Below are 13,423 nucleotides of genomic sequence, written 5' to 3' on the forward strand. Positions count from 1 at the left end.
ATGATCATGAGGACGGCTGCAGGATTCGTGACGGCGGTCGTCGCGGTGTTGTGCATCGTGCTCGCCGCGATGCCGAGCGCGGCGCTCTCGTACGCCTACCGTGCAGGTCACCCGATGTACTTCGGCGGTCCCCGCTCGGGCGTCCTGTGCACCGGCTCCTACACCATCACCGGGACCAGCGGTTCCTTCCCGGTGACGGCCGGGCACTGCGCCACGCCGGGGACCACGGTGTTCGGCACCGACGCACCCTGGGGCGCGGTCGCCTATGCGAAGACGTACCCGAACACGGATACAGCGCTGGTCCGCGCCTCCGGCGGCGTGGGGCTGTACCAGATGGTCGTCGACCCGCGCACGGGCGCGACACCCGGCGACGGCAGGGTGACGGGAATCATGCGGACGAGCGCGCAGAGCAGGGACGCGCTCGTCGGCAAGATGGGCGTGACGAGCGGCTGGCAGGAGGGGCGGATCAGGTTCTGGGGGTACCACCCCCAGTACGGCGGGGTCCTCGTCTGTCACACGGCGACGACTCTCGCCGGGGACTCCGGCGGCCCCGTGTGGCGCATGGACGAGTTCGGGCTGCGCGCGGTCGGGATCACCGTCCTGCGGCTGGCGGACGGGTCGGGGGGCTGCTACCACCCGATCGACCACGTCCTGAAGGCTTGGGGAGCACGCCTGAACGTCTTCCCGAGCGGATCGGTGACGTACTCCGAGGCGACGCTCTCCGTGCCCGGCAGCCTGCCCTTCGTCAACCTGACGCTGGGGGGCGCGTCCGCGCGGTCGGCACCGAGCTCCGGCGCCACCACCGGTACGCCGGGCCAGGACGCGCCGACCGTGGTCGTGACCTACTGACCGGAGTCGAGCCCTCGGAGGGCTTCCGGTCCTCGTGCCCCGTGCAGGACTTGAACCCGCGACCGAGAGATTATGAGTCTCCTGCTCTGACCGGCTGAGCTAACGGGGCGCGCCGGTGAGCATACCGCCGCGGACCGCCGGTCGGGCGCTGCGGATGCGGTGCGCGCGGCGCAGGGGTGTCATGGCGTCATGACGATCCGGATCAAGCGCGTGTACGAGACGGCTGACGAGGACGACGGGTTCCGTGTGCTCGTCGACCGGCTGTGGCCGCGCGGCGAGAGCAAGGAGAAGGCGCACGTGGACCTCTGGCTCAAGGAGGTCGCGCCCTCCACGGAGCTGCGACAGTGGTTCCACCACGAGGAGCGGCTGTTCGACGAGTTCGCGGAGCGGTACCGGGCCGAGCTGGACGCGAACGGCGAGGCCGTGGGGGAGCTGCGGGACGTCGTCGGGCAGCATCCCGTGGTGACGCTCGTGTACGGGGCGCGGGACGAGGAGCACAACCAGGCGGTCGTGCTGCGGGACTACCTGGCCGCGACGGGCTCGTCCTGACGCGCCGGGGTGCGTCGGCCCGGACGGCCGGGGTCGCGCCGGAGGTCGCGGTCGAGGGTGCGGCGCAGCCGCGGGCCGAGCGGGCGCTCGACGGCGCGGTGGACCGCCCAGGCGAGCAGGAGGCACGCGGCGACCGCGACGGTGAGCGTCGCGGCCCGGGGCAGGTACGGGTGCACCGACTCGATCACCCACCGCCCCCACGACGCGTGCACGAGGTAGAGCGGGTAGGTGAGCGCACCCAGGGCGGTGAGCCATCCCCACGAGACCCGCGCGAGCGGGGTCAGCGTCGCGACGGCGACGACGGCGAAGCACAGGACGATCGCGACCCACCAGACGGCGGGGGGCACGACGACGTCGGTGCTGTTCTCGATGCGGGCCGCCTGGATCCGGCCCGAGACGGCGGCCGCGAGAGCGACGTCGAGGGCGAGCGCGAGCCAGAGGACCGGCGACCGGCGCTCCCGCGTGAGGAGGTAGAGCACCATCCCGCCGGCGAAGAGCGGGGCGTCGGGTGCGACGAGGACGGTCGCGACGAGGTCCGAGCCCGTCCGTGCCGCGATCTCTCCCGCGACGGGCCACAGCACGACGAACGCGACCACCCGCGCCCGGGTGAGGCCGACGGCGACGAGCACCCCGACGAGGACGTAGAACCGCAGCTCCGACCAGAGCGTCCAGTAGACGGCCTCCAGGTCGGGGATCCCGAACGCGCGCTGGACCATGGTGAGGTTGGCGGCCGCCTGCGGGAGGTCGACGTCGCGCCGGCCCGGGATCACGAGGACGAGCAGGGCGAGCGTGAGGAGCACGGCGGCCCAGTACGCGGGGAACAGCCGGCCGGCTCGCGAGGCGACGAAGCCGCGGACGTCGCGGCCCCACGCCGTCATGAGGATGACGAAGCCGCTGACCACGAAGAAGAGCTGGACGCCGAACGAGCCGTAGGCGGCGACGCTCTGCACGCCCGGCAGGGAGTCGCTCGTCCGCTCGCCCCACGCGTGGTGGTTGACGGCGACGAAGTGGTACACGAGCACTGCCGACGCGGCGGCGAACCGGAGTCCGTCGAGCACCGCGAGGCGCGGGGTCGTCGTGGGCATTCGAGGCACGTTACCAAACCGTGATCTGAGGGCCCTGAGGGCGGCGCTCGGCGTGCGTGCGGGGCGCGGTGCTGGCACGGTGTCCGGGCCGGAGAACCCGGCGGCGCGCTGGGGGCGGCGTCCCGACGACCGAGGAGGTCCAGTGGCACCGAGCATCAGCTCGACGGGCAAGGCGGCCGCGCGCGGCGCGCGGGGCAGCAGGCTGCTCGAGATCCTCGCCCGCGCCGGGTACGCCGTCAGCGGCCTGCTCCACCTCGTGGTCGGGGTGCTCGCCGTGCAGGTGGCGACCGGGTCGACGTCGAGCGAGCAGGCGGACCAGACCGGCGCGCTCACCGCCATCGCGCAGACGCCGGGCGGCACCGTCCTGCTCTGGTTCGCGGTCGTGGCGTTCGCCGCGCTCGCGCTGTGGCAGCTCACTGTGGCGATCAGCGGCGCCGCCGAGACGTCCGACCGGCTCAAGGCCGCCGGCAAGGCGGTGCTCTACCTGGCGCTCGGCGTGCTCGCCGTGCAGGTCGTGAACGGGTCCGCGGGCGGCTCCGGCCAGGAGGAGAGCATGACGGCGACGCTCCTGCAGAAGCCGGGCGGCGTGCTCCTCGTGGGCGCCGTCGGCGTCGGGATCGTCGCCGCGGGCGTGTACCACGTGGTCAAGGGCTGGCGGAAGAAGTTCCTCGAGGACCTGGAGGGCGGCACGGCCGGGAACGTCGGACGTGCCGTCGTCACGCTCGGGCGGGTGGGCTACGTCGCCAAGGGGGTCGCGCTCGGCGTGCTCGGCGCGCTCTTCGTCGTGGCCGCCGTGCAGCACGACCCGCAGCAGGCGGGCGGTCTCGACGCCGCGTTCGCGACCCTCGCGGCCCAGCCGTTCGGCGCGGTGCTGCTCGTCGCCGTCGGGCTCGGCTTCGCCGCGTACGGGCTCTACTCGTTCGCCCGCGCCCGGTACGCCCGCATGTGACGCGGTGGGCAGGCGCGCCAGCCGTGAGGCCGGCCGCCCGTCCGCGCGCGCATGGAAGAATGGCGTCCATGGCGATGAGAGAGATCCGGACCATCCCGGACCCCGTGCTCCGCACCCCCTGCGACGAGATCACCACCATCGACGACCGCGTGCGCTCGCTCGTCGCGGACCTCGTCGAGACCGTCGACCACGAGGGACGCGCGGGCCTCGCCGCCAACCAGATCGGCGTGAACCTGCGGGCGTTCTCGTGGAACATCGACGACGAGATCGGGTACGTGCTCAACCCGCGCATCGTCGAGCTCTCCGACGACTACCAGGACGGCGACGAGGGCTGCCTCTCCGTCCCCAACCTCTGGTACCCGACGCGGCGCGCCTGGTACGCGCGCGTCGTGGGGACCGACCTCGACGGCAACGAGGTCGTCGTCGAGGGGACCGAGCTCATGGCCCGCTGCCTCCAGCACGAGTGCGACCACCTGGACGGCATGCTCTACCTGGACCGTCTCGACCGCTCCGTGCGCAAGAAGGCGATGCGGGAGCTGCGCGCCCACCTGTGACGACGCGCGTCGGCCGACCGCGGCCGGGCACGCCCGGCGAATCTCTCGCGCGAACGCGCGATGTCGTGCAAGATGGGCACGAGACACGCCGCGCGATACCTGTGACGTGCTGTGACACCACCCTCGGTGAGGACGTTGGGGAAGACGCAACCTCGACCTAGGGAGGCAGACATGGCCGGTGCCATCACCCGCGGTGTTCTTTACGTGCACTCAGCACCGCGTGCTCTGTGCCCGCACATGGAGTGGGCCGCGGGCAACGTCCTCGGCGTGCGCGTGTCGCTCGACTGGACCGAGCAGCCCGCCGCGCGCGGCCTCTACCGGGCCGAGTACTCGTGGCAGGGCCCGCAGGGGACGGGCGCCAAGCTCGCCTCCGCGCTGCGCGGCTGGTCCCACCTGCGCTACGAGGTCACCGAGGAGCCCAGCCACGGCGTCGACGGCGGCCGCTGGTCCCACACGCCCGACCTCGGCATCTTCTACGCCCAGACCGACGTGCACGGCAACATCGTCGTCCCGGAGGACCGGATCCGTGCCGCGCTGGAGCAGGTGAGCGAGCCCTGGGCCATGCGTGACGCCCTGCACCTCGCGCTCGGCAAGGCGTGGGACGACGAGCTCGAGCCGTTCCGCTACGCCGGTGCCGGCGCCCCGGTGCGCTGGCTCCACCGCGTCGGCTGACGCCGCGTCCGCCACCCCCGGACACGACCGAGGGCGCCTGCCGGAAGAACCGGCAGGCGCCCTCGGTCGTGGTGCGCCTAGCTCGCCCGGCGTGCGCAGTGCGTGCGCAGGCGGACGACGGCGCCGGTGGCCACCAGCAGGAGCGCGGCGACCAGGACCAGCGCCAGGTCGTCGGTGCCGGTCCGGGCGAGGTAGTCCGACCCGGTGCCGTTGCCGGTGTTGTTCGAGCCCGAGCCCGAGCCGGGACCGGAGCCGCCCGGTCCGTCGCCGCCCGAGGCCGTGAGGTAGACCTCGAACGACGCGACCGTGGAGTCGCCGACGGCGACGCTCGTCGCCGTGCCCGTGTGCGGGCCGACCTCGAAGTCCGCCGGGACGACGAACGTCCAGCTGACCTGGCCGTTCGCGTCGGCGGTCGCCACCGGCAGGATCAGCGGCTCCGAGTTGATGACCGCCTGGACCGACTCGCCCGGCTCGAAGCCGGACGCGACGAAGGTCTGCTCCGCGCCGCGCAGCACGCGAGGCGTGACGAACGACGAGACCAGGGCGCGGTCACCGGCCGCGACGACCGTGAGCGGCGTCTCCGCCTCGTTCCCGGTGTCGTCGGACGCGTGGACGGTGTAGTCGCCCGGCGTCGCGCCCTCGGGGACCGTGATCGGGGTGGTGAAGCTCCCCGTGTCGTCGGTCTCCACGTCGACCGTCGCGACGACGTCGCCGTCCTCGTCGAGCAGGTCGACCGTGACGGTCGTGCTCGGCGGCCAGCCCTCGCCCGTCACGGTGACCTCGTCGCCGGGGTTCGCCGTGGTCGGGTCGACCGTGACGGTCGGCTCGGACACCCCGACGCCACTGACGCCGAGCGGGGTCTCCGCCTCGGTCGAGGTGGTGTCGTCGATGCCGACCACCGTGTAGTCGCCGGGGGTGGTGTCCGCGGGGACGGTGATCGGGGTGGTGAAGTTCCCGTCGCCGTCGGTGGGGACGTCGCCCAGGCTGGTGACCACCGCGCCGGAGCCGTCGCGGATCTCGACGGTGACCGTGGCGTCGGGGGTGTAGCCCGTGCCGTCGACGGTGACGTCGTCACCGGGGTTGGCGGTGGTCGGGTCGACGGTGATCGTCGGCTCGATCGCGGCTGCCTCCACCGTGAGGGGCGTCTCGTCCTCGGTGGAGGTGGTGTCGTCGATGCCGACGACGGTGTAGTCACCGGGGGTGGCGTCCGCCGGGACGGTGATGGGCGTCGTGAAGCCGCCGTCGCCGTCGGTCGGGACGTCGGTGAGCGTCGCGACGACCGCCCCGTCAGCGTCCCGGACCTCGACCGTGACCGTCGAGTTGGGCGTGTAGCCGGTGCCGGTGACGGTCGTCGGCGTGCCCGCGGGCACGGTCGTCGGGTCGACGGTCACCACCGGGGTGAGAGCCGCGGCCTCGATCGTGAGCGGGGTCTCCGCCTCGGTCGAGGTGGTGTCGTCGATGCCGACGACGGTGTAGTCGCCGGGCGTGGTGTCCGCGGGGACGGTGATCGGGGTCGTGAAGTTCCCGTCGCCGTCGGTGGGGACGTCCTCGACGGTGGCGACGACCGCACCGCTCTCGTCGCGGATCTCGACGGTGACCGTGGCGTCGGGGGTGTACCCCGTGCCGTCGACGGTGACCTCGTCACCGGGGTTCGCGGTCGTCGGGTCCACGGTGAGTGCGGGCTCGATCGCCGCAGCTTCCACGACCAGGGGCGTCTCGGCCTCGGTGGCGGTCGTGTCGTCGATGCCGACGACGGCGTAGTCGCCCGGTGCGGTGTCGACCGGGACGGTGATGGGGCTGGTGAAGCCGCCGTCGCCGTCGGTGGGGACGTCGCTCAGGGTGGCGACGACGGTGCCGGTCGTGTCCCGGACCTCGAGCGTGACGGTCGAGTCGGGCGTGTAGCCGGTGCCGGTGACGGTGGTCGGCGTGCCCGCCGGGACGGTCGTCGGGTCGACCGTGACGGCCGGGGTGAGGGCCGCGGCCTCGACGGTGAGCGGGGTCTCCGCCTCCGTCGAGGTGGTGTCGTCGATGCCGACGACGGTGTAGTCGCCAGGAGTGGTGTCCGCGGGGACGGTGATCGGGCTGGTGAAGTTCCCGTCGGCGTCGGTGGGGACGTCCTCGACGGTGGCGACGACCGCACCGCTCTCGTCGCGGATCTCGACGGTGACCGTGGCGTCCGGGGTGTAGCCCGTGCCGTCGACGGTGACCTCGTCGCCGGGGTTCGCCGTGGTCGGGTCGACCGTGACGGCCGGGGTGAGGGCGGCAGCCTCCACGGTGAGCGGGGTCTCCGCCTCGGTCGAGGTGGTGTCGTCGATGCCGACGACGGTGTAGTCGCCGGGCGTGGTGTCCGCGGGGATGGTGATCGGGGTCGTGAATCCGCCGTCGCCGTCGGTCGGGACGTCGGTGAGCGTCGCGACGACCGTGCCGGTCGTGTCCCGGACCTCGACGGTCACGGTGGCGTCCGGCGTGTAGCCGGTGCCGGTGACGGTCGTCGGCGTACCCGCCGGGACGGTCGACGGGTCGACCGTGACGGCCGGGGTGAGGGCGGCAGCCTCCACGGTCAGGGGCGTCTCGGCCTCGGTGGAGGTGGTGTCGTCGATGCCGACGACGGTGTAGGTGCCGGGGGCGGCGTCCGCGGGGACGGTGATCGGGGTGGTGAAGTTCCCCTCCCCGTCGGTCGGGACGTCGCCCAGCGTGGCGACCACCGTGCCGCTCTCGTCGCGGACCTCGACGGTGACCGTCGAGTCGGGGGTGTAGCCCGTGCCGTCGACGGTGACGTCGTCACCGGGGTTGGCGGTGGGCGGGTCGACCGTCACGGAGGGCGTGAGCGCTGCTGCCGTCACGGCGAGAGCCGTCTCGGCCTCGATCGACGTGGTGTCGTCGATGCCGACGACGGTGTAGTCGCCCGGGGCGGTGTCCACGGGGACGGTGATCGGGGTCGTGAAGCCGCCGTCGCCGTCGGTCGGGACGTCGGAGAGCGTGGCGACGGCGGTGCCGGTCGTGTCCCGGACCTCGACGGTCACGGTGGCGTCCGGCGTGTAGCCGGTGCCGGTGACGGTCGTCGGCGTGCCCGCGGGCACGGTCGACGGGTCGACGGTGACCGCAGGCGTGATCGCTGCGACCGTCGAACCACGGACGGTCGCCGAGGCGAGATGGAGCTCGGCGAGGCCCGTTCCCGTACCGACCTCGAGGAGCGACAGGGTCAGTGCGCGCTGCGTGAACGTCGCGTCCGCGACGGACGGCTCGGGCTCCTGGACGTTGACGACGAGGCTCACGACCTCCGTGAGGATCTCGAACACCGGCGAGAGCGCCGTGAGCACGGGACCGGTGACCTCCGACGTGATCGTCCCGGCGAGCGTGCTCACCAGTCCGGTCCCGTCGGCGAACAGCACGCTGTTGAGCGGACCGGCCAGCGCGCTGACGAGGTCGCCCAGCGGGAGCGTGACCGGCAGGCCGGAGAGCGCGATGGTGATGGTCGCGTCGCCCGGGGCCACCGTCCCGCCGACCACGTCGCCGACGGTCGTGTCGAGGTTGATGTCGAGGTTCAGCAGGTCGGGTGCGAGGGGGATCGGGTTGTCGACGACGGCCTCGACCGACAGCGTCAGGCTCGCGGCGTGCAGGGCCGTGTCGACCGCGCCGACGAGCGCGGTCGTGAGGTCGTCGAGGGCCGCGCCGAGCCCGTCGAGGATCGCGTTGATCGCGGCGTCGTCGAGGACCTCGGTGTTGGGGTCGAACCCGTTCAGCGACCCGGCGCCGCCGAGGATCGTGTCGAGGTCGACCGTGACGGTCCCGTCACCGACGTTGATCACGACGCCCTCGTCGCCGAAGTCCTGGTCGAGCACGGGCGCCAGGGCGCTGTCGAGGTCGACGTCGATCGCGACGGTCGGCTCGAGGTCGGCGCCGAGGACCTCCAGGACGCCGGCCAGCGCGCCGATCGAGTTCAGCGCCTGGGCGAGCAGCCCGTCGGTCCCGACGAGCTGGCCGACGGCGCCGTCCACGAGCGGGACGACCTCGTCGTCGACCGTCGTGGCGATGCCCGAGACGGCGGGGCTGTCGAGCGTGAGGGTCGCACCGGCGATCTGGTAGTCGCCGGTCGGTGCCGTGCCGCCGGTCGCCTCCGCCGTCGCGGACAGCGCGCCGAGCGACAGGTCGAGGTCCGCGACGACCGACTCGAAGCCGGGGCCGAGGAGCTGCGTGAGGTTGAGCTGCGCGTCGGACGGGAACTCCTCGCTGCCGCCGACGGAGATCGCGCCCTGGTCGGAGACGGCGCCGGACGCGGCGCGGGCCGAGCCGTCGTCGTTCGCCTCGCCGTACTGGTTGACCGCGCCGAGCTGCAGGATCCCGTTGGGGCCCAGCAGCTGGAGGGTGCCGGTCAGGTCGATCCCGAGCGTCTGGAAGACCGAGGCGGCCAGGGGGTTCGTGACGACGGGGTTCGCCCCGGAGGGGTTCTCGGCAACGGCCCCGTCGAGGGCAGCGATCGTCGCGAGGTCGAGCCCGGCGACGCTGCCGCTGAGGAACTGCCCGCTGGCCTCCGAGTCGTCGGTGGGGGCGGCCGTCGCGGCGATCCCTCCCGCGAAGGTCAGGGCGCCGACGACACCTCCCACCGCGGCGAGCGCCGTCGCTCGCCTCCAGAGGGGAGGTGGTGCCGGGGTGGAGAGGTGTCTCGCCGTTCGGGTCACGTGCTCTGTCCTTCCGCTCGCCTGCCTCGAGGTCGCGATGTGGCAGAGGCCACATCACGCCCACAGGTTCGCCGATGCGACGTGGGCGCGCTCGGCGGGTGACGAGGAGGGCGGGGGTGAATCCCCCGGATCCTCGGCCGTCCGGGAGACTGCGTCCGGATTTGGGCGACCTTGTCAGGACAAAACGGATGGGTGAAAACGCAACGAACTGGACGGACGTCCATCTCAGGAGCCGAGATCCCCCGTCCGGACGGGCCTCGGACGCACGCGAGCCCCGGCGCGACGGCTGGTGGCCGACGCGCCGGGGCTCGTGAGAGGTCGGTCAGGCGCTCGCGACGGCGAGCGCGACGTTGTGGCCGCCGAACCCGAACGAGTTGTTCACCGCGACGATGTCGCCGGACGGCAGCGGAGCCGGGATGTCGCGCACGAGCGGCACCTGGAGCTCCGGGTCGGGGTTCGCGACGTTGATCGTCGGCGGAGCGAGGCGCTCGGCGACCGCCTTGATCGTGAAGATCGACTCCAGGGCACCCGCGCCACCGAGGAGGTGGCCCGTCATCGACTTGGTCGCCGACAGCAGCACGTGGTCCGTGTCAGAGCCGAGGAGGGAGCGGATCGAGCGGGTCTCCGTGAGGTCGCCCACCTTGGTCGAGGTCGCGTGCGCGTTGACGTGCACGACGTCGCGGCCGGTCACCCCGGCCTCCTCGATCGCGCGGCGCATCGCCGCGACCTGCCCGCGACCCTCCGGGTCCGGGGAGGTGATGTGGTAGGCGTCCGAGGACAGGCCGACGCCCGCGAGCCGCGCGTACACGCGGGCACCGCGCGCGGCGGCGTGCTCGGCGCTCTCCAGGACGACGACGCCCGAGCCCTCGCCGATGACGAAGCCGTCGCGGTCGACGTCGTAGGGGCGCGACGCGCCCTGCGGGTCGTCGTTGCGCAGCGAGAGCGTGCGCGAGGCGGCGAAGGCCGCGATCGGCATGGGGTGGATCGTCGCCTCGGTGCCGCCTGCGACGACGACGTCGGCGCGGCCGGCGCGGATCATGTCGACGCCGTAGCCGATCGCCTCGGCCCCGGACGCGCAGGCCGAGACGAGCGCGTGGGCGCCCGCACGGGCACCGAGCTCGAGCGACACGTACGCGGTGGGGGAGTTGGGCATGAGCATGGGCACCGTCATCGGGAGCATGCGGCGGGCACCGCGCTCACGCAGCGTGTCCCAGCCGTCCAGCGTGGTCCAGATGCCGCCGATGCCGGACGACACGACGGTGCCGAGACGGTCGCCGTCGACCTCGGGGCTGCCCGCGTCGGCCCACGCCTCGCGCGCCGCGATGATCGCGTACTGCGTGGACGGGTCCATGCGCTTGATCTCGGGCCGCGCCAGGACCTCGGCCGGGTCCACCTTGAGGGTCGCGGCGAACGTCACCGGGATCTCGTAGCGCTCCGCCCAGTCGTTGTCGAGGGTGCGGGCGCCGGACTCGCCGGCGAGCGCCGCCGCCCAGGTCGAGGGCACGTCGCCGCCCAGCGGCGTGGTGGCGCCGAGGCCGGTGACGACGACTTCAGTAGCGGCGGACATGGTGCTCCTCGGGTGGGGTTCTGGGGCGGGAGGACGGGCGGGTCGGCGCGGGTGACGCCGACCCGCCCGTGGGCCTGCGAAGCAGGCGGGGCGTGCTCAGGCCTGGGCGCCCGTGATGAAGGACACGGCGTCGCCGACCGTCGTGAGGTTCTTGACCTCGTCGTCCGGGATGCGGACCCCGAACTTGTCCTCGGCGTGCGTGACGATCGTCATCATCGACAGCGAGTCGATGTCGAGGTCGTCGGTGAAGGACTTCTCGAGCGCGACGGCGTCGGTCGGCAGACCCGTCTCCTCGGCGACGATCTCCGCGAGGCCGGCGAGGACTTCCTGCTCGGTGTAAGCCATGGTTTCTCCTTGTCGTGGGGCCGGCGGCGACCGGTCCCGGTGGCGGTGCCCGGGTGGGTGTCCCGGGCGGTACAGCGATAGACGGTGCGTGCGACGGACGGGTCCGCCGACGGCGTGGGTCCTCCCGCGGGGGAGGTCGGCCGTCCGTCCAGGGTGATTCTCCCCTACGGCAGGACGACCACCTGCGCCGCGTAGACCAGCCCGGCGCCGAACCCGATCTGGAGCGCGAGGTCCCCGGAGCGGACCTGGCCCTCGTCGAGCAGGCGGCGGGTGGCGAGCGGGATCGAGGCGGCCGACGTGTTGCCGGTCTCCGCGATGTCGCGGGCGACCGCCACGGTGTCGGGGAGCTGGAGCTGCTTGATCATCTGGTCGATGATGCGCATGTTCGCCTGGTGCGGTACGAACGCGCCGATGTCGCCGGGTGCGACCCCGGCCTCCGCCATGGCCTTGGCCGCGACGGGCGCCATCTGGAACGCGGCCCACTTGAACACGCTCTGCCCGTCCTGGCGCAGCGTGGGCCACCCGAGCGAGGGGTCCTCGCGCAGGTCCGACCAGGCGTGCGTCTGGCGGATCGCCTGCGCCTTGCCGCCGTCGGACCCCCACACCGTGGGGCCGATGCCCGGGGTGTCCGACGGGCCGACGACCGCGGCGCCCGCGCCGTCGCCCAGGAGGAACGAGATCGACCGGTCCGTCGGGTCGATGAAGTCGCTCATCTTCTCGGCGCCGACGACGAGCACGTGCGTGGCGATGCCCGCGCGCACGAGCGCGTCGGCCTGCGCGATCGCGTAGGCGTAGCCCGCGCACGCGGCCGAGACGTCGAACGCGGCGGCGGGCGTCGCACCGAGGCGCTCGGCGAGCACCGCGGCCGCGGCGGGCGTCTGGTGGAAGTACGTGACCGTGGAGACGATGACGGCGTCGACGTCGGCGCCCTGGAGCCCCGCGCGGGCGAGCGCGTCGCGCGCCGCCGCCTCGGACAGGTCGAGCACGTCGACGTCGGCCCCGGCGCGGCGGCGCGTCACGATCCCGGTGCGCTGGCGGATCCACTCGTCGGACGAGTCGATCGGCCCGGCGATGTCGTCGTTCGTGACGACGTTCTCGCCGCGCACGCCACCGATCGCGAGGATCCGCGAGAACGCCGGGCCGGTGGCCTGGCGCAGCGTCACGCCGCTCACGCGTCGTCGCCCGGGGCAGGTGCGCCGCCCACGACGGAGTGGCGGGCGATCAGGTCGCGGGCCGCCTCGACGTCGTCGGGCGACTTCACGGCCACCGACTCCACGCCCTTGAGCGTGCGGCGCGCGAGGCCCGTGAGGACACCGCCCGGCGCGAGCTCGAGGATCGCGGTGACGCCCAGCTCGGCGAGCGTCTCCTGGCACAGGTCCCAGCGCACGGGCGCGGCGATCTGCGCGGTGAGGCGCCGGACGACGTCGCGTGCCTTGCCGGACGTGCTGCCCTCGATGTCGATGGTCGCGTACGACTCGCCGTCGGCGTTCGAGAGGAACGGCAGGCGCGGGTCGGTGACGTCCCACGCCGCGGCGACCGGCTCGAACTCCTCGAGCGCGGGCTGCATGAACGGCGTGTGGAACGCCCCGGCGACCTGGAGCGGGATGACGCGCGCCTTGGCGGGCGGGTTCTCGGCGAGCGCCGCGAGGTGGTCGAGCGCCCCGGCGGCGACGACCTGGCCGCCGCCGTTGACGTTCGCCGGCCACAGGTGCGCGGCCTCGATCGCGGCGAGGACCTCCTCGGGGTCGCCCCCGACGACCGCGCTCATGCCGGTGGGCGTCGCGGCGGCGGCCGCGGCCATGGCGCGCGCACGGTGCGCGACGAGCCCGACCGCGCCGACGTCGGTCAGCGCGCCCGCGACCGCGGCGGCGGCGAGCTCCCCGACCGAGTGGCCCGCGGTCACGTCGACGACGTCGGCGGTGTCGCGGCCGTCGAGGATCGCCCGCAGGGCGACGAGCGACGACGCGACGATGAGCGGCTGGGCGACCGCGGTGTCACGGATCGTGTCGGCGTCGGACTCCGTCCCGTGCGCGCGCAGGTCGAGGCTCGCGGCCTCGCCGAACGCGGCGACCTGGTCGGCGACGCCGGGCAGCTCGAGCCAGGGGGCGAGCATTCCGGGGGACTGGGAGCCCTGTCCAGGGCACAAGACGGCGAGCACCCGTCAACTGTGCCAA

Annotated in this window: 11 protein-coding genes and 1 tRNA gene; 5 read left to right on the forward strand and 7 right to left on the reverse strand. The window is 73.4% G+C overall.

Going from position 1 to position 13,423, the window contains the following annotated elements:
• A complete protein-coding gene (locus tag ABRQ22_RS06785) occupies positions 1-849 on the forward strand; it encodes a hypothetical protein (RefSeq protein ID WP_353709002.1) in 849 nt (282 codons plus the stop codon).
• A 35-nt stretch (positions 850-884) separates the two neighbouring features.
• Here ABRQ22_RS06785 and ABRQ22_RS06790 read toward each other — a convergent pair.
• Positions 885-958, reverse strand: a tRNA-Ile gene (locus tag ABRQ22_RS06790).
• A gap of 80 nt (positions 959-1,038) precedes the next feature.
• Between ABRQ22_RS06790 and ABRQ22_RS06795 the strand changes: the two genes are divergently transcribed.
• Complete coding sequence (locus ABRQ22_RS06795; RefSeq protein ID WP_253050263.1) at positions 1,039-1,398, forward strand: DUF488 domain-containing protein; 360 nt, start codon at positions 1,039-1,041, stop codon at positions 1,396-1,398.
• On the opposite strand, the gene ABRQ22_RS06800 is transcribed toward ABRQ22_RS06795, so the two are convergent.
• Positions 1,371-2,483 (reverse strand): acyltransferase, encoded by a 1,113-nt coding sequence (locus ABRQ22_RS06800; RefSeq protein WP_353709003.1) that lies wholly within the window; start codon positions 2,481-2,483, stop codon positions 1,371-1,373. The genes ABRQ22_RS06795 and ABRQ22_RS06800 overlap by 28 nt on opposite strands.
• A 142-nt stretch (positions 2,484-2,625) precedes the next feature.
• Between ABRQ22_RS06800 and ABRQ22_RS06805 the strand changes: the two genes are divergently transcribed.
• From ABRQ22_RS06805 to ABRQ22_RS06815, 3 genes are all read left to right on the forward strand, one after another.
• A complete protein-coding gene (locus ABRQ22_RS06805) occupies positions 2,626-3,432 on the forward strand; it encodes a DUF1206 domain-containing protein (protein ID WP_353709004.1) in 807 nt (268 codons plus the stop codon).
• 68 nt (positions 3,433-3,500) lie between these two features.
• Complete coding sequence (gene def / locus ABRQ22_RS06810) at positions 3,501-3,986, forward strand: peptide deformylase (RefSeq protein WP_047233027.1); 486 nt, start codon at positions 3,501-3,503, stop codon at positions 3,984-3,986.
• Between the two features lie 171 nt (positions 3,987-4,157).
• Positions 4,158-4,658: a DUF3145 domain-containing protein gene (locus tag ABRQ22_RS06815; RefSeq protein ID WP_047233028.1), complete on the forward strand. Its 501-nt coding sequence runs from the start codon at positions 4,158-4,160 to the stop codon at positions 4,656-4,658.
• A gap of 77 nt (positions 4,659-4,735) precedes the next feature.
• On the opposite strand, the gene ABRQ22_RS06820 is transcribed toward ABRQ22_RS06815, so the two are convergent.
• The 5 genes from ABRQ22_RS06820 to ABRQ22_RS06840 form a co-directional block, all read right to left on the reverse strand.
• On the reverse strand, positions 4,736-9,262 hold the full coding sequence (locus ABRQ22_RS06820) for a choice-of-anchor G family protein (RefSeq protein ID WP_353709005.1): 4,527 nt from the start codon (positions 9,260-9,262) through the stop codon (positions 4,736-4,738).
• A gap of 397 nt (positions 9,263-9,659) precedes the next feature.
• Complete coding sequence (locus ABRQ22_RS06825; protein WP_353709006.1) at positions 9,660-10,904, reverse strand: beta-ketoacyl-[acyl-carrier-protein] synthase family protein; 1,245 nt, start codon at positions 10,902-10,904, stop codon at positions 9,660-9,662.
• 96 nt (positions 10,905-11,000) lie between these two features.
• Positions 11,001-11,249 carry an acyl carrier protein gene (locus ABRQ22_RS06830; RefSeq protein WP_021482065.1) on the reverse strand — a complete coding sequence of 83 codons (249 nt, stop codon included), beginning with the start codon at positions 11,247-11,249 and terminating at the stop codon, positions 11,001-11,003.
• Between the two features lie 164 nt (positions 11,250-11,413).
• Complete coding sequence (locus ABRQ22_RS06835; RefSeq protein WP_253050254.1) at positions 11,414-12,421, reverse strand: beta-ketoacyl-ACP synthase III; 1,008 nt, start codon at positions 12,419-12,421, stop codon at positions 11,414-11,416.
• A complete protein-coding gene (locus tag ABRQ22_RS06840) occupies positions 12,418-13,407 on the reverse strand; it encodes an ACP S-malonyltransferase (RefSeq protein ID WP_253050252.1) in 990 nt (329 codons plus the stop codon). The genes ABRQ22_RS06835 and ABRQ22_RS06840 overlap by 4 nt, the downstream gene beginning before the upstream one ends.
• Positions 13,408-13,423 lie beyond the last annotated feature (16 nt).

The sequence above is a fragment of the Cellulosimicrobium sp. ES-005 genome, assembly GCF_040448685.1.
Classification (GTDB): Bacteria; Actinomycetota; Actinomycetes; order Actinomycetales; family Cellulomonadaceae; genus Cellulosimicrobium; species Cellulosimicrobium cellulans_G.